The organism is Candidatus Chryseopegocella kryptomonas, assembly GCF_001536065.1.
Taxonomy (GTDB): Bacteria; Bacteroidota; Ignavibacteria; order Kryptoniales; family Kryptoniaceae; genus Kryptonium; species Kryptonium kryptomonas.
The window spans coordinates 20,331-43,990 of record NZ_CZVW01000015.1 but is presented as its reverse complement, the minus strand read 5'-3'; the positions used below and the strand labels follow the sequence as shown (position 1 = coordinate 43,990).

20 protein-coding genes and 1 pseudogene are annotated in these 23,660 nt (G+C 37.0%); 14 read left to right on the top strand and 7 right to left on the bottom strand.

What is annotated here, in order from left to right; genetic code table 11:
- Positions 1–12: 12 nt before the first annotated feature.
- The 10 genes from AWW83_RS07115 to AWW83_RS07065 all read left to right on the top strand — a co-directional run bounded on the left by AWW83_RS07115 (position 13) and on the right by AWW83_RS07065 (position 11,151).
- A complete protein-coding gene (locus tag AWW83_RS07115) occupies positions 13–1,218 on the top strand; it encodes a c-type cytochrome (RefSeq protein ID WP_092350347.1) in 1,206 nt (401 codons plus the stop codon).
- Positions 1,219–1,241: 23 nt separating this feature from the next.
- Positions 1,242–3,131: a Sec-dependent nitrous-oxide reductase gene (nosZ, locus tag AWW83_RS07110; RefSeq protein WP_092350345.1), complete on the top strand. Its 1,890-nt coding sequence runs from the start codon at positions 1,242–1,244 to the stop codon at positions 3,129–3,131.
- A 70-nt stretch (positions 3,132–3,201) separates the two neighbouring features.
- Positions 3,202–3,831, top strand: coding sequence for a hypothetical protein (locus AWW83_RS07105; protein WP_092350343.1), 630 nt, complete (start codon positions 3,202–3,204; stop codon positions 3,829–3,831).
- Positions 3,828–5,246 carry a nitrous oxide reductase family maturation protein NosD gene (gene nosD / locus AWW83_RS07100; protein WP_159421136.1) on the top strand — a complete coding sequence of 473 codons (1,419 nt, stop codon included), beginning with the start codon at positions 3,828–3,830 and terminating at the stop codon, positions 5,244–5,246. Before AWW83_RS07105 ends, nosD begins: the two co-directional genes overlap by 4 nt.
- Positions 5,233–6,144, top strand: a complete 912-nt coding sequence (locus tag AWW83_RS07095; RefSeq protein WP_092350339.1) for an ABC transporter ATP-binding protein — start codon at positions 5,233–5,235, stop codon at positions 6,142–6,144. The genes nosD and AWW83_RS07095 overlap by 14 nt, the downstream gene beginning before the upstream one ends.
- Positions 6,128–6,568, top strand: a complete 441-nt coding sequence (locus AWW83_RS07090) for a nitrous oxide reductase accessory protein NosL (protein WP_092350337.1) — start codon at positions 6,128–6,130, stop codon at positions 6,566–6,568. The genes AWW83_RS07095 and AWW83_RS07090 overlap by 17 nt, the downstream gene beginning before the upstream one ends.
- 1 nt (position 6,569) lies before the next feature.
- Positions 6,570–7,421, top strand: coding sequence for an ABC transporter permease (locus AWW83_RS07085; protein ID WP_092350335.1), 852 nt, complete (start codon positions 6,570–6,572; stop codon positions 7,419–7,421).
- Between the two features lie 21 nt (positions 7,422–7,442).
- Positions 7,443–7,829 (top strand): hypothetical protein, encoded by a 387-nt coding sequence (locus AWW83_RS07080; RefSeq protein WP_143713918.1) that lies wholly within the window; start codon positions 7,443–7,445, stop codon positions 7,827–7,829.
- Positions 7,830–8,404: 575 nt separating this feature from the next.
- Entirely contained in the window at positions 8,405–10,681 is a 2,277-nt protein-coding gene (locus AWW83_RS07070) for a TonB-dependent receptor (protein WP_092350329.1), read from the top strand.
- Positions 10,682–10,683: 2 nt separating this feature from the next.
- The gene (locus AWW83_RS07065) at positions 10,684–11,151 is read left to right on the top strand and encodes a nitrous oxide reductase accessory protein NosL (protein ID WP_092350328.1); all 468 of its coding nucleotides are present in this window, start codon (positions 10,684–10,686) and stop codon (positions 11,149–11,151) included.
- Positions 11,152–11,183: 32 nt separating this feature from the next.
- On the opposite strand, the gene AWW83_RS07060 is transcribed toward AWW83_RS07065, so the two are convergent.
- Positions 11,184–13,172, bottom strand: a complete 1,989-nt coding sequence (locus tag AWW83_RS07060) for an ATP-dependent helicase (protein WP_092350327.1) — start codon at positions 13,170–13,172, stop codon at positions 11,184–11,186.
- A gap of 185 nt (positions 13,173–13,357) precedes the next feature.
- On the opposite strand from AWW83_RS07060, the gene AWW83_RS07055 reads away from it, so the two are divergent.
- From AWW83_RS07055 to AWW83_RS07035, 4 genes and pseudogenes are all read left to right on the top strand, one after another.
- Positions 13,358–14,332: a polyprenyl synthetase family protein gene (locus AWW83_RS07055; RefSeq protein WP_159421135.1), complete on the top strand. Its 975-nt coding sequence runs from the start codon at positions 13,358–13,360 to the stop codon at positions 14,330–14,332.
- A complete protein-coding gene (locus AWW83_RS07050; protein WP_092350323.1) occupies positions 14,333–14,647 on the top strand; it encodes an HPr family phosphocarrier protein in 315 nt (104 codons plus the stop codon).
- Positions 14,622–16,361 (top strand): annotated as a pseudogene (ptsP, locus tag AWW83_RS07045) (phosphoenolpyruvate--protein phosphotransferase). The gene AWW83_RS07050 and the pseudogene ptsP overlap by 26 nt, the downstream one beginning before the upstream one ends.
- Positions 16,362–16,378: 17 nt before the next feature.
- Positions 16,379–17,443 carry a bifunctional phosphoglucose/phosphomannose isomerase gene (locus tag AWW83_RS07035; protein WP_092350317.1) on the top strand — a complete coding sequence of 355 codons (1,065 nt, stop codon included), beginning with the start codon at positions 16,379–16,381 and terminating at the stop codon, positions 17,441–17,443.
- Positions 17,444–17,454: 11 nt separating this feature from the next.
- On the opposite strand, the gene larE is transcribed toward AWW83_RS07035, so the two are convergent.
- The 6 genes from larE to AWW83_RS07005 all read right to left on the bottom strand — a co-directional run bounded on the left by larE (position 17,455) and on the right by AWW83_RS07005 (position 23,656).
- Positions 17,455–18,345, bottom strand: a complete 891-nt coding sequence (larE, locus tag AWW83_RS07030; RefSeq protein ID WP_092350315.1) for an ATP-dependent sacrificial sulfur transferase LarE — start codon at positions 18,343–18,345, stop codon at positions 17,455–17,457.
- On the bottom strand, positions 18,335–19,222 hold the full coding sequence (gene aroE / locus AWW83_RS07025) for a shikimate dehydrogenase (RefSeq protein WP_092350313.1): 888 nt from the start codon (positions 19,220–19,222) through the stop codon (positions 18,335–18,337). Before aroE ends, larE begins: the two co-directional genes overlap by 11 nt.
- A gap of 53 nt (positions 19,223–19,275) precedes the next feature.
- Positions 19,276–20,682: a tetratricopeptide repeat protein gene (locus AWW83_RS07020; protein WP_092350311.1), complete on the bottom strand. Its 1,407-nt coding sequence runs from the start codon at positions 20,680–20,682 to the stop codon at positions 19,276–19,278.
- Positions 20,683–20,786: 104 nt separating this feature from the next.
- Positions 20,787–21,728 (bottom strand): thioredoxin-disulfide reductase, encoded by a 942-nt coding sequence (gene trxB, locus AWW83_RS07015; RefSeq protein WP_092350309.1) that lies wholly within the window; start codon positions 21,726–21,728, stop codon positions 20,787–20,789.
- Complete coding sequence (gene queG / locus AWW83_RS07010) at positions 21,715–23,343, bottom strand: tRNA epoxyqueuosine(34) reductase QueG (RefSeq protein WP_092350307.1); 1,629 nt, start codon at positions 23,341–23,343, stop codon at positions 21,715–21,717. Before queG ends, trxB begins: the two co-directional genes overlap by 14 nt.
- Positions 23,330–23,656 carry a Rieske (2Fe-2S) protein gene (locus tag AWW83_RS07005; RefSeq protein WP_092350369.1) on the bottom strand — a complete coding sequence of 109 codons (327 nt, stop codon included), beginning with the start codon at positions 23,654–23,656 and terminating at the stop codon, positions 23,330–23,332. The genes queG and AWW83_RS07005 overlap by 14 nt, the downstream gene beginning before the upstream one ends.
- Between the last annotated feature and the right edge of the window lie 4 nt (positions 23,657–23,660).

The window sequence follows — 23,660 nt, the reverse complement described above, 5'->3', positions numbered from 1 at the left end:
AAATTCGCATAAATGATGGAAAAAGAGAAACTTAAAAAAGATGTCATCGCAATTTATGCAGTCGCTGTAATCGGTTTAATTGTAACTTTAATCGTCTATGTTGGCTATTTTACCCCGGAATGGAAAATGTATCAATCGGAGTTCAAAAAATATGTCAAACAAAAGCTTGGTGAAGAGAAAGCGAAAGGAATAGAGACGGGGATAAAACAAATTTATGTGAAAGAGTTGAGGCGAGTTGATAGATGCATAACCTGTCATATGGGTTATGAATGGAAGGGGCTTGAAAACGCACCAAATCCATTTAAAACACATCCAAAGGAAATTCTTGACAAGCATCCAGTTTCAAAATATGGTTGCACAATTTGCCACGGTGGACAGGGATACGCCCTGAATAAAGAGGAAGCGCATGGTTTCATTGAACACTGGGAAGAGCCGTTGCTTGGGAAAGAGCTTGAAGACCTTTATCGTCCTCCGGATAGAAAGGTTTTGATGCAGATGAACTGCAATATCTGTCATCGTTATGATACTTTAACAGCTGGGGCTGATTACATAAACTATGCTAAAAAACTTGTCAAAGAAAAAGGATGCCGTGCGTGCCATAAAATTAACGGTCGTGGTGGTGTGATAGGTCCTGACTTAACTTATGAAGGAGATAAAGCGCCTGAACAATTTGATTATGCAAGAATTGGTGGAAGGAAATCAGTTTTCGCTTGGCATGTTGCTCACTTTAAAAATCCGAAGATGGTTTCGCCTGAATCAATTATGCCGGAGATGGGATTTGGCTCAAGAGAAGCGATTGCTCTTACACTTTTGATGTTAAGCTGGAAAAAAGTTCATCTACCGCCGGAGTATTATCCGCAATCTTACACAGCCCTTGCTGATCTTCCAACGCCTGAAGAGATTGAGAAGGAAAGACAGATGAGGGAGGGCGAAGGTGCATTCTTTGTTAATAAAGGATGTTTTGTGTGTCATTCAATTTCTGTCTTTGGGATTGAATCAGCAGCCAAAATTGGACCTGATTTGAGCAATGCAGTTGAAGATGTGCCAAGTAGATTCGGAAAGACGCTTGAAAACTTCATCAAAGAGCCGACAGGGACGATGGCAATTGTGTTAGGAAGCCAGATAACTTTGACAGATGAAGAAAAAGCAACCGTTGTTCAACTTTTGACGAAAGCGTATGAGAAATATCGCAAACAACAATTAACCTCAAAACATTAAAAATCAAAAGGAGGGCCCTAGCCATGAAAAGGCAACTTCAAATTGTCCTCGGCATTTTAATTACCTTTGTTGCTGTTGCAATCGTTTTCCACAGCTGCAAACCCGGAAAAGAAGCAGTTAAGTCAGAAGCAGTTGAAGCAGCACTTGCAACTTATGTTCCACCCGGTGACCTTGACGAATTTTATCTGTTCTATTCAGGTGGACATTCAGGAAATATCTTTGTTGCAGGGATTCCATCAATGAGACACATCTGCACTATTCCGGTTTTCACACCTTATCCATCAACTGGCTATGGTTTTGACGCTGAGACAAAGAAAATGCTTGGTGGCTACACTTGGGGAGATGCGCATCACCCTGCATTGAGCGAAACGAATGGAGATTATGACGGAAGATGGCTTTTCATCAATGATAACGCAAATAATCGCATCGCAAGAATTGACCTCAAAGATTTCAAAGTGAAGCAAATACTTGGTCCAATTCCAAATCTCTCCGGAAATCATGGCTCAACTTTTGTAACCGAAAATACTGAATATGTCACAATTGCGACAAGATTTTCTGTCCCAATTCCAAAAGGAACATATGTCCCAGTTGAGGAATATGCGAAGAAATATCACGGAATTGTTGCGCTTGTTGAAGTTGATCCTAAAACAGGTGAGATGAGAATGGATGAAAAGCATGGATTCCAGGTTTTAATGCCACCGTTTAACTTTGACCTTGGAGACGCTGGAAAAGGACCAAGCCATGGCTGGGTTTTCTGGACATGCTATAACTCCGAAAGAGCAACAGGAATCCTTGAAATAACAGCTTCTCAAAATGATCGTGATTACATTGCAGCTGTTAACTGGAAGAAAGCAGAGGAATACTTGAAGCAGGGTAAGTATAAAATTATTAACGGCGTCAGAGTGATTGACCCGAAAGAAGCTCCCGGGGTTGTTTATCTTATGCCATGTGCTAAATCACCGCACGGAGTTGATGTCAGCCCAGATGGTAAGTGGATCGTTGGAAGCGGGAAATTGCAGAGCATAACGACAGTTTATAACTTTGAAAAAATGCTCAAAGCAATTGAGAATAAAGATTTTGTTGGTGAAGAAGATGGAATTCCAGTTTTGAGATACGAAAGCGTTCGTGAAGCAGAGGTTCCAGTTGGGCTTGGTCCACTTCACACGCAGTTTGATGATAAAGGTTATGCTTATACATCGCTTTTCGTTGAAAGTGCAATCGCAAAGTGGAAACTTGGGACTTGGGAAGTTGTTGATAAAATACCGATCGCTTATAACATCGGACATCTTTGTGTTCCCGAAGGTGACACAAAGCATCCGGCTGGGAAGTATGTCATCGCTTTAAATAAGCTTTCTCACGGAAGGCATCTCACAGTTGGACCATCCCAGCCAGAGGCATCACAGTTAATTGATATAACAGGTGAAAAGATGAAATTGCTTTACGATGCTTTTACAGAACCGGAACCACATTATGCGAAAGCAATTAGAGCGGACAAACTTAAAGATAAAGTTATTGAAGTTTATCAAAAAGGTATTGATAATAAGAATCCGAATGCGATCTGGGATGAGAAAGATGCAAAAGTTGTGCGAAAGGGGAATACGGTTGAGGTTTGGATGATAGCGGTAAGGTCAAGGTTCCAACCGTGGAAGATTGAAGTTAATCAAGGAGATAAAGTTATAATTCATCTTACAAACATTGAGCAGACGACGGACGAACTTCATGGATTTGCAATTTGTGAGTATGATATAAATGTTGTTGTTGACCCAGGCGAGACAAAGACGATTGAATTCGTTGCAAATAAACCGGGCGTTTATCCATTCTATTGCACAAACTTCTGCTCTGCTCTCCATCAAGAGATGCAGGGTTATCTTCTTGTTAAGCCGAAAGGCGGAGCTGGTGTAGCACAAAAGTAAATTAAACACTTAAGGGGTGGCTTAAATGCCACCCCGTTCTATCAAAAAATTTAATAGGGAGAACGCAAAAATGGAGCGAATAATTCAAAAGTGGGAAAAACTCCAGGACACACCTTTGAACCTGAAATCACGACTTGTTATTTTTATTTCTGTAATCTTCCTTCTTGCGGTTTTCTTCTTCCCTTTATGGAGAATGCAATTTTTTGCGACATTCTATCCCGATGGTTTAAAACTTTACATTTACTCCTATAAGCTTGAAGGCGGTAAAACTGCAGGCAGAGATGATCTCCGTGAAATCAATACGCTCAACCATTACATCGGTATGAAGCCACTTTCTCAAAGTGATTTTGCAGAGTTTACATATCTTCCGTTTGTCTTTGGTGCTTTGGGGCTTCTTGCTTTAAGAGCGGTTGTCCTTGGGAAAATTTCAACGCTTGTTGACTTGATCGTTATGTATCTTTATGTTGGAATTTTCTCAATACTTGATTTTTACAACAAACTTTACACCTATGGGCATAATCTTGCTCCAGATGCGCCGATAAAAGTTCAACCATTTACTCCACCTCTTTTGGGGAAAAAATTAATAGCACAATTCACAGTTTATAGTTATCCTGATCTTGGCTCAATTGGACTTTTGTTATCACTTCTGACGCTTGTTGTCGCTTTGATATTAACATCAAAAGAAGTGAAAACAGAGTGAAAATTTTATCAGGACATATTTTGAAAATTTCTTTTTTGCTTTCATTACTTTTTTGTTCAAGCATTGCGGATGTTTTAAAAGTTGGGAAAAATTACGAATTCAAAACTATAAAGGAAGCAATTGCGGTTGCAAAACCACACGATACTATTTATGTCTACGGCGGGGAATATTTCGGGAATATATTTCTTGAAAAACCACTTGTATTGATCGGTGTTGGAAGACCGTGGATAAAAGGCGAAAACTGGGGGAGCACAGTCACAGTTCTTGCGGATTCATGCGTGATAAATGGATTTAAAATTACAGGTGGAGGAAATTTACTGCAAAAAGAAGATTCTGGAATCCTTCTAAAAAATTCTTCATACAACATCGTTGAAAATAACCTACTTGAAGATGTTCTTTTCGGTATTTATTTCTTCGCTTCAAACTATAATATTGTGAGAAGAAATACCGTCATCGGAAGACCTTATCTTGGCATAGGTGAGCGTGGGAGCGGACTTCACATCTGGAATTCGCACTTCAACCTTGTTGAAGAGAATTTCATCACGAAGGTAAGAGATGGAATGTATATTCAGGAATCTTCAAACAATTTGATCCGAAGAAATTACGCAACCGATTTAAGATACGGGATTCATTATATGTTTTCGGATTCAAACAGATTTGAGGAAAATGTTTTCATTAATGATGTCGTTGGTGGTGCAGTGATGTATTCAAGGCATATTTATTTCAAAAGAAATATCTTTGCGAGAAATCGTGGATTTAGTTCTTACGGACTTTTGCTTCAATCTTGCGATTATTGCGTTGCTGAAGAAAATTATGTAATTGATAATTCAATAGGGCTTCATTTTGAAAGCACAAATTACAACATCATTCGCAGGAATCTTGTTATGAACAATGACCTTGCTATCGCACTTTTTGCAAGTGCGAACTATGATAAAATTTACGAAAATAATTTCATTGGAAATCTTGCTTTGATCAGGACAATTGGAAATCCGAAGACAACTCAATTCAGCAACAATGGCAGGGGAAATTACTGGGACGGATATCTCGGATACGATCTTGATAATGATGGCGTTGGAGATGTGAAGTTCAAGTTAACAAATGTTTTTGAATCAATTCAAGGGAAATATCCAGCCCTGCAACTTTATCTGTCAAGCCCGAGTGCGAAAGCGATTGAAATAGCAGAAAAAGCAATGCCGATTGTTAAGTCGTTTAATATCTATGATGAACATCCGCTGATGAGAAAAGTTGAAATCCCTGATCTAACATATCTTGTCAAAAGAGAAGTCGCTCGTGGCGAGGAAAATAGAAAGATTGCGTTTTTCATAGTTGTTGCAATTGGACTTATGGCTTTTGTTCCTTTTTTGATTCTTCTGATTCAATCAAAAATCTTGAGGTCAAGATATGCTTTCGGTTAAAAATTTAAAAAAATCATACGGCGATGTTTTTGCGGTAAATGGTGTAAGTTTCAGCGTTGAAGAAAATGAGACGGTGGTTTTGCTTGGTCCAAATGGAAGCGGTAAAACAACCACGCTCAAATCAATCGTCGGGCTTGTGATCCCTGATGAAGGTGAAATTCACATCAATGGAGTAGATGCTTTAAAAGAGCCCAAAAAAGCAAGACAGTTTTTGAGTTTTCTTCCGCAAAGAGTTGCTCTTCACGAAAATTTGAAAGTGATTGAGATACTTGAGTTTTTCAGAAAAGTGAGAAATTTGTCGGCTCAAAGAGTTGAATATGTGATTGAAACTTTGAACTTGAAAGATATACTTGGAAAATACAGTCGTGAACTCTCTGGAGGTAATGCACAGCGTTTGGGAATTGCAATTGCTCTTCTTCCCGATGTCCCGATTTTAATTCTTGATGAGCCGACATTGAGTTTAGACCCCGAAGGTGTGATGAGGTTTAAATCTCTTCTTTCAAATTTGAAAAAAGAGGGTAAAACAATTCTTTTTACAACTCATCTTTTGAACGAAGTTGATGAATTTGCGGATAAAGTTGGGGTTCTTGTGAGCGGGAAATTGATAACTTTTGAAAACGCAAGCGAATTAAAAAAGAAGTTAAAGTTTGAGTCAAAAATTTATCTTGTCGTGAAAAATATGCAAGATGATTTCGTTAAAGTTGCATACGATTATGGAGCGCTTGAGGTTAGAAGAAATGGAACAAGTATGATTATAAAAGCGGAGTCAAGCAAAATTCTTGACATACTTTTTAAGATCAAGGAAAGTGGAGCACAAATTGAAAATTTCCAGACATCAAGCCAATCTTTTGAATCAATTTACCAAAAATTAATTGAAGAACATGAAAGGACAAGTTAAAACAGCGTTAATTTTGACTTTGTCAATTTTATTTTTCTCGTGTTCAAAAGAGTTAAGACCTGAAGAAATTGAACCTTATGATGTTTGTTATCTTTGCAAGATGGCAATTTCTCAACTCAATTTTGCAACGGAGATAGTCACTCCAGATGGTGAAGTTTATAAGTTTGACGACATTGGATGTATGATTGAATTTAAAAAGATGAAGAATTTGCCCGATGGCTCGGTTATGTTTGTGAGGGATTTTTACACGAAAGAATGGGTTAAGATTGAAAACGCTTATTTCGTCAGGTCGGAGAAAATTCAAACGCCGATGAATTATTTTGTCGTCACATTTAAAACGAAGGAATCGCTTGAGAGATTTATGAGAGAATACGGCGGGGAAGAATTTCCTTATGAACAACTTGAAATTAAAATTTTGAAGTGAGATGAAAAATTTTGCTTTATCTGGAAATGCAATTTTAACTGTTGCGGAGACGGAGGTCATCACAAGCGTTAGGAATAAGTGGACGCATATTTTTACAGCAATCTTTACAATTCTTGTCCTTGGAATTTCTTATTTTGGATTGACAGCAAGTGGATACACGGGGAGCATGCAGGATTTTTCAAGGACGACTTTGAGTTTGCTTAATTTGATTCTTTACATCATTCCACTTGTTTCTCTTGTCATCGGAGTCATGAGTTTTTCTGGTGATGGAAGATTAAATGAGATACTTTATTCACAACCTTTGAATCGTTGGGAGATTCAAGCGGGGAAATTGTTAGGTTTGTTAATCGTCATTTTTAGTGCGACTGCTCTTGGGTTTGGGATAAGTGGTTTTATTATTTTGATGAGGGTTGGTGCAGAAGGTGTGTTCAAATATCTTGTTTTTGTTTTGCTTTCAAATCTTCTTGGATTTGTGTTCATTGGGATTTCGGCTTTTGTATGTGCAATTGCAAAGCAAAGGGCGAGGGCTTTTGGGATCTCAATTCTTGTTTGGTTTCTTTTTCTAATTTTTTACGATCTTGTGATAATTGGGGCGACGACATTTTTAAAGGGCAAAGTTGCAGCAACTTTCGCAATGGTTTCACTTCTTGGAAATCCTGTTGACATCGTTCGTGTGTTAAGTTTGATAACTCTGAACTCACCTGAAATTTTCGGTCCAGCTGGTGCAGCGTTTTTGAAGTTTATGGGCGGGAGCTTGCAAACCTATGTGATTTTAATTGCTGATTTAATTTTCTGGTTTATTGCAACAACTTTTCTATCAATCAAAATTTTTTCAAAACAAGACATAAGTTAAACAAAAGTGGAGGAAGAAAAAATGAAGCGCCTGATTTTTATCTTAACAGGTTTGGTATTTACTTTTTCACTTGCACTTGCGCAGGGGCAAAAGGACTGGAAGACAACCTGCGAAAAGCAGTATAACGACAATGTCGCTGTGAAAAATGTTGTGCTGAATCTTCTTGACCAAGTTAAAAAATCTGAACAAACAGATGTTGTGAAGAAGGATTTAACAGATGCACAATACTGGCTTAATCTTGCGGATGAAATTATGAACAAGCAAAAAGCCCGCATGGACAAAGGCGAGTATAACGAAGATGTTTTTTTACAGCTTGGGTATGCGTGGAGATATTATGTTGAGGCAGGAACGAAGTTAACCCTTGCACTTAACAGTTTGCAAGTTAAGGTTAAGAAGAAAGGAAGTTAATCTTTCCCCCCTCCATATCGGAGGGGGGAATTTCAATTTTTTGTTAAAGAAATTCTAATCGTGGGAGTGGAACTTTGCGTTGGAATGTTGAGTTAAATTTTTAGAAAATCGTCAAACAATTTTCAAAAGTTTAGGTGCAAGTTAGGTTTTACAAAATATTTTCGCTTTTACTTGTTTTCGTGGTGAGCCTTAATTATGTGCTTGTGATTCTGCCGTCTGGGAAAAACCATTGCCACGGTGGAGTGTGCCAATGTGAAGAAAATTGCAAATGCGGATGTAAAGGTAAAATTGGAATTAACCTGATTAATTTTGTTTGTTTAGATTCCACGGGTTGCGGATGTAAAAAAGTCAAAAATGTTTCCGATTTCCCGATAAAAGAGGCAAAATTTGAAACTAAAAAGGATTTATTCCCTTTCAATCAACAAAAATTTTTCACAATTGTTGAGAACTTAAACATTTCAATTTCCCAAACCGAAATTTTCCACCCTCCTGATTAAAAATCCCCACAAATCAACATTACCGTTTTAAATTTTCTGGAAATTTTAAACAAACAAAAAATCAGGAGGGTTATAGCCATGAGAAGAGCCATTTTCACACTTGTGGTGTTTATTTTCGTATCTTTTCAAATTTCATTTGCGCAGGAAAAAGCGACAATTCGTGGCTTTGTCTATGATTCAAAAGCGAAATATCCTCTTGTGAATGCAAATATATGGATTGAGGGAACAAATCGTGGTGATGTCTCGGATTTCAAAGGTTATTTTGAGATAAAAAATCTTGCGCCTGGAAATTACAATCTTGTCGTTTCTTATGTCGGTTATAAACAGACGAAGGAGCAAATTCAACTTAAATCTGGTGAAGTTAAAACGGTTGAAGTTTATCTTGAAGAATTGCCTTATTTTTCGGTTGAGGAGATTGTTGTTCTTGGGAGACCAGCCGAGACATATAATCAGGCAGAGATTGGAGGAAGAGAGATTATGAAAAAGGCACCTCGTGATCTTGGTGATTTCGTGAGAAATTTCTCCAATACATCCGCAATTAAAAAAGGTGGCTATGCTCTTGATCCAGTTGTGAGAGGGACAAAGTTTGACCAGATAAATGTTCAAATTGATAATGGTGTTAAGATTGAAGCAGCTTGCCCAAACAGAATGGACCCGCCAACTTCGCATGTTCAAGCTGAAGACCTTGAAAAAATAGAAATTTTAAAAGGACCCTATGCCTTGCGTTATGGACCCAACATTGGTGGTGTTATGAATTTTGTCCTTGCGAAGCCAAAAAGATTTGAAAAGTTTTCTATCGGTGGAAACATTGAAACAGGTTATGAAAGCAATTGGAATGGCAAAGTTGCAAGATTGACGCTTTTCGGAGGACAGAGATTGTTTGATTTTAGAATTGCTGGTGGAGTGAAAGATTATAAAAATTATAAAGATGGCGATGGAAATGAAATTCAGTCAAGTTTTAAAATCAGAGATTGGACTGGGAAATTTGGTGTTAATTTGGGCGATAATCATAGAGTTCAATTTTCTATTCGTGAGACATACGCTCGTGATGTTCTTTATCCAGCACTTCCTATGGACGGTAGAAAAGATGATTCAAGGATAATTTCAATTGATTATGGAGCGAGAAATTTAAACTCGTTGATAAATAGCGTCAATCTTAAAGCTTATTATTCAAAAGTTTATCACTTGATGGATAACGAATTCAAGCCAACGAGACTCAATGTTGATGCGGTCACGGAGGCGAATACAAAAGTTACAGGTGGAAGAGGTGAAGCAGGTTTAATTTTTGGAAATAATTTGCTTTATGTCGGTTTTGATTATGCGAAAGTTGAAAAGGATGGTTTCAGAACGAGGAAAATGAAAACGGGTCCAATGGCTGGTAAAACTTTCATTGATACGGTATGGCAAAATTCTTATGTTTCAAATTTCGGAATTTTTGGTGAATTCAGGACAGGAATTTATGGATTTAATTTGATGCTTTCTGCAAGATACGATGTGAATTACGCACAAGCACGAACGCCAGCTCCATCTTTTGCAAAATTGTTTGGTAATTTGTCTTCCAAGTTTCATAATTTCAGCTTCAGCGGTGGTTTAGATAAAGCAATTACTCCAAATGTGCAATTAACAATTCTTGCTGGTTCAGCAAAGAGAAGCCCGAACATAAGTGAAAGATTTATAAACTTTCTCCCAATCGGAATTGATAATTATGATTATGTCGGGAATCCATCAATAAAGCCAGAGACAAATAACAGCATTGATTTGATTTTAAAGAGCAAAGTCATCGGAGGCATATTCAAAGGCGATGTTTTCTATTACTATGTTAAGAACTTTATCTCTGCAAAGATAAGAAGCGATCTTACGCCCAAGAACATGGGAGTTCGCGGTGTGAAGCAGTTTGTCAACATTGACAGAGCAAAGTTCTTTGGATTTGAACTTGGTTATACATCAACGTTTAGCAGGACATTTGGATTTGACCTTAACATTTATCAGACAAAGGCATGGGATGCTGTAACTGGTGAAGCATTGCCCGAGATTCCGCCATTTGAAGCAAAGACAGTTGTTTATTATAACTTCTTTGATGGAAAAATAAGACCTGAGTTGACGATAAGAGCTGTTGCACGAAAGAGCGATGTATCAACAAGCTTTGGTGAAACTTCAACTCCCGGATTTGTCCTTGTCAATTTCCTCGTTGATATCGTATATTTTAAATTTGCAGATATTTCCGTAGGCGTGAACAATCTTTTTGATAAAGCTTACTATGAGCATCTTAACAGAAAAATTAGAACAAGCGGAATTCCAATTTATGAGCCCGGACGCAATTTCTTTATCAACATAACAATGAAAGTTGGTGAGTGAATATGAAAATTAAAATTTTAATTCTGGCTCTTTTGCTTTTGCCGGCTTCAATTTTCGCTCAATCAATGATGGATATTTTAAAACCAGACCTTGGCAAAAAACTCGGGACATGTAGTGTTTGTGGAATGGATGTATTTGAAAAAATGATGACACGAGTTGAAATTGAAGTTGCTGATACTGTTTATCACGCGTGTGGCATTGGCTGTGCAACCGCTATAATGGAAGGGAAAAATGTTAAAGATGTAAAGGTGGTTGATTTTAAAACATTCAAGCTCGTTGACGCTAAAAAATCGTGGTTCGTCGTTGGAAGCGTAATATCCCCGGTAAGGGCGATGTTGCCTGAATTTTCTTTTGCAAGCAAAAAAGAAGCGGATGAATTTGCAAAAATTTACGGTGGTAAAGTGCTTGATTATCAAAGTATGTTTGATTTAGCGAAGAAGATTCGTGAGGAGAGAAAAAAGAGCAATTGAAAAATCTTGTGGCGGGCTTTTGCCCGCCTTTTTTATTCTTCATCAATCACCCAGTATTCAACAAGTCCATCTGGAAGGTCTGCTATAAATCTTGATGGCTTTGTTAAAACAAAGCCAGTTCTTGAATCGTAAATCCCAACGGGATAACAAATGAAAAGATGCTCCTTTGCCCTTGTGCAAGCAACATACATCAATCTTCTTTCCTCCTCCATTTCGTCATCATTTCTCGCAGAGTGTGAAGAAGGGAAAATTCCATCAAGTGCGTGAATAATAAAAACCGTGTTCCATTCCAGACCCTTTGCTGAATGAATCGTTGAAAGAACTAAAAACTCATCATCTGTCCCAGGTGGGACAATTTCAGAAACGCTTTCATTCGGTGGCTCAATTGCAAGGTCTGTTAAAAACTCTTCAAGTGAATCATATCTTGAAGCTATGCTCTCAAAAATTTCAAGGTCTTTTTTCCTTTTTTCGTAATCATCGTATTTATCTCTCATTATCGGCTCATAATAGCGAAGGATTATTTCCGTCTTTTCTTGAACGGAAACATCGTCCGGATAAATTGTGTAAAGAACTTTAAAAAGTCGTAAGACGCTTTCAGGATAACCTTTAAATTCAAGCCAGAAATTTGGATTCGTCTTTATGTTCAATTTTCCAGATGTTATATCTTCAATAACTTTTTGAGCGGTTCTCGGACCAACTCCATCAAGAAGAAGTAAAATTCTATGCCAGGAAATCACATCGCTTGGATTGAGAATTACACGCAGATGAGCGACGATGTCTTTAATGTGTGCTGTCTCAATGAATTTAAAACCACCAAACTTAACAAAAGGTATGTTCGCCTTTGCAAGCTCTATTTCAAGGTCAAAAGATAAATAGCTTGCTCTGAACAAAACAGCCATTTGATTTAATGGAATTCCTTCTTCTCTTAATTCAAGAACTTTTTGAACGACAAATTTTGATTGATGATTTTCACTTGGTGCGATTACGATTACAGGTAGCTCTCCGCCTTGCTTCTTTGTGTAAAGAACTTTTGTATATTTTTCCCTTGCTCTGTCAATTATTTCGTTTGCAAGATTTAAAATTGGTTGCGTGCTCCTGTAATTTTCTTCAAGTTTTATGATTTTTGTCCCAGGGAAATCTTTCGGAAAGTCCATAATGTTTCTAAAATTTGCCCCTCTAAATGCATAAATGCTCTGTGAATCATCTCCAACCGCCATTACATTTCTATGTTCCATTCCAAGCAAACGAACGATGTCCGCTTGAAGACGATTTGTGTCTTGATATTCGTCTATCATAATGTATTTGTATTGGTTGGCAAGTTTTTTCCTCACATCGTCAAACTCTTCAAGCAATCTTTTTAAGTTTAAAAGCAAATCGTCATAATCCATCAAATTATGTTTTGCTTTGTATGAGTTATAAACTCTGAACAACTTAACAATGTCTTCAATCTGTTCGTAATAATGTGGGAATTCGTTTAGGACAATTTCTTCAATCGGTGTCTCTGTGTTGATACTTTTGCTGTAAATTTCATAAAGTGTTTGCTTTCGTGGGAAACGAACTTTTGCTCTATCATATCCTTCTTGCGTTCTGAGTAAATTTATCACATCTTCTGCATCTCCTTGGTCAAGAATGGTGAATGAGTTATCATATTTTAAAAGATGAGCGTATTTTCGCAGTGTTAAATTTGCAAATGAGTGAAAAGTTCCTCCTGAAACTCTATCGCATCTTGCATCAAGTAAAATTGAAGCCCGACTTAACATTTCCTGCGCTGCTTTCCTCGTAAATGTGAGAAGTAAAATTGATTCCGGGTTTACGCCTATTTCAACAAGTCGTGCTACACGGTATGTTATCGTCCTTGTTTTCCCAGTTCCAGCTCCTGCGATCACAAGGACAGGACCATCAAGCGTCATCACAGCTTCATACTGCGCTGGGTTTAATTCGTCTCTATATCTAATTTTTGACGGTTTTACGCTATGCTCTTCAAAAATCTCCCGCTTCAATATGTATCGCTTTTTCTCCATCGCTTATCTTCAAATGGTTGTTTTTAATAAAATTAACTTTTATTGCGCTAAATTCAAATTTTCATTTGCTCTGTAAAACCGATGGCAAGTAAAGTTTAAAACTTGATTATTTAATCATCTTTTATTAAAATTTCTGTGAATGTCAATCCGTCGGGAAGCGTTTAAAAATTTATAAACAACAAAAAGTGGATTACGACCAAAGTTATAGAAATTACAGAGAAATTATAGACGAACATTTGAAGCGGTTAATTACGGAAAGCGAACCAGCGGGTTTATACGAGCCAATAAAATACATTTTGTTCGCTGGCGGGAAAAGGATAAGACCTACCTTGCTTTTGCTTGCGTGTGAATCTCTTGGTGGAAATTATAAAGGTGCTTTAAATGCTGCTGTTGCCGTTGAAATTTTTCATAATTTTACACTTGTCCACGATGATATAATGGACAATGCGGACCTTCGCAGGGGAATTCAAACGATCCACAAAAAATGGGACATGAACACAGCCATTTTAAGTGGTGACGCAATGTTTGCAATAGCATACAAATTATTGTCTCAGACGAAATCAAACAGATTAAGCGAAATTTTCACCGCATTTTCACAATCTGCGATTGAAGTTTGCGAAGGGCAGGCGCTTGACCTTGAACTTGAAACGAAGTTTGATGTCACTGTTGACGATTACATAAAAATGATAAACAAAAAAACAGCATCACTTATCAAAAACTCCGTTAAAATAGGTGGGTTAATAGCAGACGGGAGTGAAGAGCAAATTCTGGCTCTTGAAAATTATGGTTTGAATCTTGGGCTTGCTTTTCAATTTCAGGATGACCTCCTTGATGTTATCGCAGATGAAGAATTTGGCAAGTCAATCGGTGGAGATATTGTAAATGGGAAAAGAACATTTCTTCTGTTAAGAGCAAAGGAATTAACAAAAGATAAAGACAGAGAAATTATAATGAGAGTTTTCAATAAAGATGGCATTGATGCTTCACTTGTTCCGATTGTCAAAGAAATTTATTATCGCTGTGGCGTCATTGAGGAAACTCAGAATAAGGTTAAATTTTACACTGAACTTGCGGTTAAATCAATTGAGGATTTGCCCAAATCCAGAGCACGTGATATGTTAATTTGGCTTGCAAATAAACTTTGTGAGAGAAAAATTTAAATGATAAAGAAGGAAGTTGAAATAAAAAATAGAACAGGATTACACACTCGCCCCGCTGCAATGCTTGTAAAACTTGCATCAAAATTTAAATCTGACTTTTTCATTGAGAAAAACGGAATGGAAATAAATGGCAAAAGCATAATCGGAGTGATGTCTCTTGCAGCGGAACAGGGATCAAAGCTTATTTTAAAATTTGATGGTGAAGATGAAGAAGAAGCAGCTGAGGCAATTGTTAAACTTTTTGAATCAGGATTTGGTGAACTTGAAGAATTAAAAGAAGAAAACAAAGATGGACGGTCATCAAAAGATAATTGAGGGCATACCTGCATCGCCTGGCATAGCAATTGGGACAGCACTTAAATACGAAAAGCTTAAACCAAAGATCACGAAAAAAGAGATTAAAGAGGAAGAGGTAGAAGTAGAGATTGAAAGATTTTTGAGAGCGATTGAGAAGTCAAAAAGCGAATTAAGCAAAATTTTAAAACTTGCAATTGAAAGAATTGGCTCTGAAGGCGCACAAATTTTTGAAGCGCAACTTTTGATGCTTGATGATAAAACAATGATTGACAAAATAATTGAGCGAATTAAAACAGAAAAATTTAACGCCGAATCCATCGTAAATGACGAGGTTGAAAAATATGTTAAGTTTATGCAAAGTTCGGGGGATGAGTATTTAAAGGAAAGAGCAAACGACCTTGAAGACCTTAAAAACAGGGTTATAAGAAACATTCAACAAGAGAAATGGCTTTCAAGATTTGACACTTCAAGAATTGTCGTCGCTGAGAATTTAACACCAGCTGACACGATTTTGTTCAGTAGAAATCAAGTCCTCGGCTATATAACAGACCTTGGCGGATATACATCACATACAGCAATTCTTGCTCGGGCTTTGAAAATTCCCGCTGTCGTCGGACTAAAAGAGGCGACAAAATTTATAAAAACCGGAGATACAGTGATTCTTGATGGTTATAGAGGAATTGTGATCGTGAATCCTGATCAAAGTTTGATAGAGCAGTATCAAGAGAAAATGAAACGAATTGCTGAACTTGAAAGAAAACTTGAACAACTGAAGCAACTTCCTGCGGAAACAATGGATGGTAAAAAGTTCACACTTCTTGCAAACATTGAATTTCCGGATGAAGTTGATGAGGCAATTGAAAATGGCGCCGAAGGAATTGGACTTTTCAGAACCGAATATATAATCAACAACAGCATCATCCCTGATGAAGATGAACAATTTGAAGAATATCTCCGGGTTGCAGAAAAAATTTATCCCGGAAAAGTTGTAATAAGAACTTTTGATATAGGCGGAGATAAAATCTTCAAAGATTATCACAAGGAGGATAACCCATTCCTCGGCTGGCGTGGAATAAGAATCGGGCTTGATAGACCGGATATTTTGCTAACACAACTTAGGGCAATTTTGAGAGCGAGCATCAAAGGAAATGTTATGATAATGTTTCCTATGGTTACAACCATTGATGAGGTGAGGGAAATTAAAAAATATGTTGAGATTGCAAAATCGCAGTTGAGAGAGAAAAATGTCAAGTTTGATGAGAGTATAAAAATTGGAGTTATGATTGAAGTTCCATCGTCGTGATTATTGGCTGAGGAAAGGGCTCGGGAGGTTGATTTCTTCAGCATCGGAACAAACGATCTAATTCAATATACACTTGCAGTTGATCGTGGGAATGAAACAGTTGCAAAAATTTTTCAGGAATTTCATCCAGCAGTTTTAAGGTTAATTCAGTTTGTGATTGAATCAGCGCATCGCTCAAAGATACCCGTTTCAATGTGCGGTGAAATGGCAGGCGATCCGCTTGCGACAATTCTTTTAGTTGGTCTTGGACTTGATGAATTCAGCACTGTTCCAAAGTCAATTCCAAAAATAAAACAAATAATTCGCTCAATTAAATTTAAAGACGCAAAACGAATTAGCAAGCGTGCTCTTATTTTCAAAACGCAAAGCGAAGTCATTGATTATCTGCGGAAGGAGTTGAAGGATTTAATCTCTGAATTTGAAATCTAAAACCAAATGGAGGCAACATGATTACAATTGAAGACATCAGAACTTTTGACAAACAGGATATGTTTTCAAAACTTGTCAATTTCCACGAACAAATAAAAGAATCAGTTAAAATAGGGGAGCAAGCCGAAGTTAAATTGCAGGTTAAAAAAATTAACAAAATTGTCTTAACAGGTCTTGGGGGTTCGGCAATTGCTGGTGATTTACTTCGCTCGTATCTTTCAGAAGAAATCAAAATTCCGATAATCGTCAACCGTGATTATTTCCTTCCGAAGTTTGTTGATGAAAATACATTGCTTGTCGTTTCAAGTTATTCTGGAAATACGGAAGAGACGATCTCTGCTTATAAAGATGGAGTTAAGAAAAAAGCAAAGATAATTTGCATCACTTCAAATGGTGAGGTTGAGAAAATTGCTTTAAAGAAAAAACATCCAGTTATAAAAATACCGTCGGGTTTCCCGCCGAGAACAGCGCTTGGTTATTCTTTTTTCCCGCTTCTTGTTGTTCTCACAAAACTTGGCTTTATCAAAAATAAAAAGAGAGAAATCGCAGAGACGGTAAAACTCATTGAGGAAAAATCAAAAATTTACTCAAACCCCGAACACGAAGAAAATCTCGCTTATAAAATTGCAATCCGCCTTTCAGGGTCTCTACCCTTTATTTACACATCAGGTAAATTTGACGCAGTCGCAATGAGATGGGCTTGTCAGATTGAGGAGAATGCAAAAATGCTCGCACATTTTAATGTTTTTCCAGAGTTAAATCATAATGAAATCGTTGGGTGGTCTGGAGAAGTTGGCGGAAGTTTCAAGGATTTGATGAATAAAATCAGCATTGTGATGCTTCGTGACGATGGAGAATATGAAAGAATAAAACACAGAATTGAAATAACCGATGATTTGATGAGACCTTACGCTGGTGAAATTCTTAACATTTATTCGGAAGGCAAATCGTTGCTTGCAAGAATTTTCTCGCATATTTATCTTGGAGATTGGGTCAGTTTTTATCTTGCCATTTTAAACAAAGTTGATCCAACGCCAGTTAAACCAATTGAGTATTTAAAATCAGAACTTGCGAAAATTTAAAAATCCAATTTTCAAGGATTATTTTCCCCGTTTCCCGAACGATTGACGACTTTTTCAAGTTCGTTTGAATGTTTTGGATTTGCGTTAAACTGAATTTGTAAAACTTCGTTCATGCTTCCAGTCCTGTATCCTTCAAGGTCAAGCGTTATGTATATAAAGCCGAGATTTTTAAGTTCTTTGACAACTTTGTTTCTGAATTCATCATCAAAAAATTTTTTGAATTCTTCTTTCCCAGTTTCAATTCTGACCGTGTTCTCGTCAATGTATCTTACTCTGACGATTTTCAAACCCTGCTTTCGTAAAAACGACTCCGCTTTATCAATTTTTTTAAGTTTTTCTCTCTCAATCGGCAATCCATATGGAAATCGTGAAGATAAACAAGCAAAAGATGGCTTATCCCAAGTTGGAAGTCCAAGCATTTTTGAAAGTTCTCTTATCTCATTTTTTGTCAATCCAGCTTCAAGAAGCGGAGAACGGACATTGTTTTCCCGTACTGCTTTCAAACCAGGTCTAAAATCTCCAAGGTCATCAACATTTGTCCCATCCGCAATCCATTGGATATTTTCTTCAAATGCGATTTTTTTCAACTTTGAAAATAATTCAGTTTTGCAATAATAACATCTATCGGGCGGATTTTCGCTAAACTTTAAATTATCCGTTTCCTCCGTGTCAATGATTCTATACTTTATCCCGATCATCTTTGCAAGTTTTACCGCTTCATTTAACTCATCTTCTGGATATGTGTCAGACCTACCGATGACGGCAATTGCTTTATCTTTTAGAACATCATAAGCGACCTTAACAAGCAATGTGCTATCAACTCCACCCGAGAAACCAATTACAACCGAGCCCATTTCTTCAAGGATTTTGCGAAGTTTGAGATATTTATCGTTAAGTGTCATTTCTCTTTTTTCTTAATTTTAGTTTTTTAAGCAAGAACTTTTTTACTTCTTCAACTGGCATCTGCTTCCCAGTCCATAGTTCAAAAGATTTGCTTGCTTGAAGAATTAACATTTCAACCCCACTTATAACTTTTGCTCCTTTGCTTTGGGCAAGTTTTAAAAACTTTGTCATCGGCGGATTATAGACAAGATCATAGACAATTTGACCTTCGTGAAATGTTTCATCAGATTGAAAAGGGAGTTCGTTTGAATTAGGATACATACCGATTGGAGTTGTGTTAACTATTAGACGAGATGACTTTATGTCTCCTGCAATTTCGGGCGGGAAGAATTCTTTAACTTCAAAATCTTTATAACCAAGAACCTGTGAGAAATATCTTACTAAACTTTCAGCCCTTGTTAAGTTTCTATTTGCTATCACAATTCTTTCTGGTTGAAAATTCGTAATAAGCGAATAAATCACAGCTCTTGCTGAACCACCTGCGCCAAATATAAAAGCTGGGGTATTTGAAAGCAAATCTTTGTATTTTTTCAGCGACTCCGTAAACCCGAAAACATCGGTATTGTATCCATTTAAATTTCCATTGTCATTTACAATCGTATTAACAGCGCCGATTATCCTTGCCTCTGGCGAAACGAAATCAAGATTTTCAATCACTGTCTCCTTGTGTGGAATCGTGACATTTACTCCTTTTATTCCGAGCGAGATGATCCCTTTTAAGGCATCTTTCAAATTTTCAGGTAGCACATCAAAAGTTAGGTATTTATAATTAAGCCCCAAAATTTCAAAAGCAAGATTGTGAATAAAAGGAGAAAAAGAATGCAAAACAGGATGTCCAATGAGACCAACTATTTTCGTTTCCGCATTAATTTCCATAGCCCCCGCTTAATTTTTTATTGGGTGAAATCAAAGATTAGGCAGTGTCTTTATTATTTTTTAACCCACTTTTTTATGTATCGCTTATACTTAGGAAATTCTTCCTCAAATTCATCAATTTTTGAGCTGTCAAGTTCAAATGCTTTTGAAAAGTATTTCCCCGCCTCATCAAGCATATCTGCAAGTAAAAATAAGCGTCCAATTTGATAATACGGCTCTGCATAATCTGGATTTATTTTAAGCGCATTGTAATATGCCTGTGCTGCTTCTTGGTATCTTCCAAGTTGCTCATAAGTCATACCAGCACCTATCCACAAATCTGGATTCTTTTGATTTAATTTTATCGCCATCATATAACTTGAAAGTGCTTCACTGAATTTGCCAATTTCATATTCAAGTTCCGCTTTTGCTTCCCATAAATCAGAAATTTTCGGATTGTAATTAACAGCAATCGTATAATCCGCAAGAGCTCTTTTGTAATTTCCAATTGCCTCATAACAATTTCCCCGTGCATAATATGCGACGAAGTTTGAAGGGTTTATCTTGATGACTTGATTATAATACTTTATAGCTTCACGATATTGACCAAGTTTTGCGTAAATGTTCCCAATGTAAAATAAGGCGACTTCATAATTTGGTTGAAATTTTAAAAGTTGTTTGAATGTCTCAAGTGAATCTATGTATCTTCCCATTTTAAAAAGAATCTCCGCTTTTAGCTCAATCGCATCAATAAAGTTTTCTTTAATGACAATTGCCATATCTAAGCTTTCAATCGCCTTTGCAAGTTGATTTGTCTTTGCATGTGCAAATCCTTTTTTATACCACAATTCGTGATCATACGGGTCAAGGTTTATGCATTTTTCAAGTGCATCAATTATTGATTCAAAATCGCCGATTTTCTCGTAGCAATTTGCAAGTTTTAAATAAATATCTTTATTGTTCGGGTTCATTTCGGCTAATTTTTTCAAAAGGTCAATTGCTTGTTTATACCTTTCTGTTTTTTCAAGAAGTTCTGCTTTTATCCTCATAAAGTCAAAATTTGTCGGTTGAAGTTCAAGCGCACGGTCAATACATTCAAGCGCTTCTTCTGTCTTGTTCATATTTTCAAAAGTTATGGCCATATTTGCCCAGGCGTCGGATTCATTCGGATTAAGCATCAATGCTTTATGGAAGGATAAAAGCGCTTTTTCATATTCGGACATGTTGTTTAATATGACTCCACGCTTTATCCAGTAGTCAGCTGAATAAGGGAAAATTTCAATCAACTTTTGAATATGAGGCAATGCCTTTTCATATTGCCCAGAGATAATATAAAGGTCAATCAATTCCTCAATGATTTCGCTATTGAGATAAGAGCCACTGGTTTTTCTGATGTATTCTTCATATTGTTTAATTTTATCTTCAATTTTTTCCGGGGATTCTTCAAATTCATCTCTGTCATCAAAATCTCTGAAATCCATTTTTGACCCGGTGGTTTATTTTTCGTTTTTCAAAGTCAAAATAAATAAAAATTTTGAATCAAGCAAATAAAAAAGGCGGGTTTGAAACCCGCCTCGTCCCACTGTCAATCGTGGAGTGATTCAAGATACCTTATCGCATCAAGAGCAGCCATACACCCTGTTCCGGCTGCTGTAACTGCCTGTCTATAAACCTTGTCAGCGACATCGCCAGCGGCGAATACCCCGGGGACGCTCGTTTCAGTTGTGCCCGGCTTGGTTATTATATAGCCAACTTCATCCATTTCAACTTGACCTTTAAAAATTTCCGTATTAGGCTGGTGTCCAATTGCAATGAATAGCCCATCGCATTTGTAATCCATAGTTTCGCCTGTTAAAACATTTCTTAATCTTACTCCCGTGACTTTTTTCTGATTCACATCATAGACCTCCTCAACGACGGAGTTCCAGATAAATGTAATTTTTGGGTTTTTCATTGCTCTATCCTGCATTATCTTTGATGCTCTTAGTTTGTCTCTGCGATGAACGACGGTGACCTTGCTTGCATATCTTGTAAGGAATAGAGCTTCCTCCATTGCGGTATCGCCTCCTCCAACGACGACGACCTCTTTATCTTTAAAGAAGAAACCATCGCAAGTTGCACACGCAGAGACCCCAAAACCGCGAAGTTTTTGTTCTGACTCAAGCCCAAGCCATTTGGCAGATGCGCCAGTTGCGATTATAACTGCATCGGCAGTATAAAGGTCTTCATCTGCCCAGATTTTGAAAGGTCGCGTGGAAAAATCAACTTTTGTGACATCAAGCATTTCAAGTTTTGCCCCAAATCTTTCTGCCTGCTCTCTCATAAGTTGCATAAGTTCAGGTCCTTGAATACCCTTCGGAAAACCGGGGAAATTTTCAACTTCTGTTGTCAGCATCAATTGTCCGCCTGGTTGAGAACCTTCAAATACAAGCGGTTGAAGATCAGCTCGCCCTGCGTAAATAGCAGCCGTAAGACCAGCAGGTCCAGAACCAATGATAATAAGTTTTCTGTGCTCAATTGGTTGCATCTTTCTCCTTTCTATTTTGTTTTACATTTTCAAAAATTTCCAAAAAATTTTTGATTGTCAAATCTGCGTAATTTGATAACTCTATTTTCGTTAAAGTAGTTTCAACGCCAACCGCAAGCATCCCTGCTCTCTTTGCAGAGATAAGACCCGCAATTGAATCTTCAAAAACGATACATTCTCTCGGATTACAATTTAACTTTGAACCCGCAAGAATAAAAATATCTGGTTCGGGTTTCCCTCGCTTCACATCTTTTGCTGAAACAACAACATCAAACAAACCATTCAAACTCAACTCGTTAAAAATTAACTCAACATTTTCAAATGGTGCAGATGTCGCAAGCGCTGTTTTAATCCCGTTTTCTCTCAACATCTTTATAAAATCAATCGCCCCATCCACTTCTTTCAATTGTCCCTTTGCTATGACTCTAAAAATTCTGTCAACTTCAACACCTATTTCTTTCGCTTCTTCATCAGATATTTTCCCATCAAACAAAATTTTTGCACTTTCTTCACCTTTTCTTCCAAAGACAATTTTTCTAAATTCTTCCAAACTTAAATCACGCCCATATCTTCTGCAAATTTCACTCCACGATGAAAAATGAAAAAGAAAAGTATCTGCAACAACTCCATCAAGGTCAAATATAGCGCATTCAAAATCAAGATTTAAAATTTTTTCAAGTGTTAAATTTGAGATAGCGTTTTTAACATTTCGCATAAATCCAAAAAACTTCGCTCTTTTTATCGGACTGAATTTGTAAAGAAGGTTAAACTCATCAACCGTTAAATTTGAAAGTTTAAATAAATCTGGATTTATGTTGTGCTCAAACGCTTTAAATTCTTCAACGGTTGTCTCTTTTTGAAATTTAATATTCCACGGGCAAACTTCTTGACAAATGTCGCATCCAAAAATTAAATTGCCAAATTTTTTCTTTATACCTTCTGGAAAATTTTCTCCTTTAAATTCAATTGTCCAGTATGAGATGCATTTATTTGAGTCAAGCACATAAGGTTCAACAATTGCAGATGTTGGGCAAGCATTTATACATCTTGTGCATTTACCGCAGAAGTCAGCCATTGGTTCATCGTATTCAAGTTCAAGGTCGCAAATTAAAACCCCAAGAAAAATCCACGAACCAAATTCTTTCGTTATCAGATTTGTATGTTTTCCGATCCATCCGAGTCCTGCTCTTACAGCCCAAACTTTCTCCATAACAGGTCCAGTGTCAACATAAATTTTTGCGTTTACATTTGGGCAAATTTCTTTTATGAAATTCAAGAGGTTTTCAAGTTTTGATTTTAGAACGATGTGATAATCTTTACCAAGAGCGTAAATTGAAATTTTGCCCTGCTCTTTCTTTGCTGGCGGAATTTTTTGAAAATAGTTAAGTCCAACGACAATTATTGACTTTGCATCTGGAAGGATATTCTCGGGATTTATTCTTTTTTCAAAATTATTTTTAAGCCAAAGCATATCAGCGTGATATTTTCGCTCAAGCCATTGCCTTAATCTCTCCGCTTCATCCAGAAGTTTTTCTGCCTTTGCAATTCCAACTTTTGAGAACCCAAGTTCAATTGCTTTTTGCTTTATCTTATGTGTTAACTCAAACTTGTCCATCCTCAATTATTAGCCATATTTCATCGTTTTTTATCTTCAATTCAAAAGTTTTCAATCTTCCAGAGCCATAAACTGGTTTTCCAGTTTTTATCTCAAAACTCCACCCGTGCATCGGGCAAACTATATTTTCACCTTCAATTATAGCATCACTTCCGTTAACTATTTTCGTGTGCTGGTGCGGACAGATATTTGAAATTGCATAAAAATTTGAATTTAAATTCACAATCGCAATTTCAAATTCTTCTATCTTGAATGATTTCGCCTTTCCAGTTTTTATCTCCGAAACTTTGCAAATTTTTAACTCCTTTGACATATTT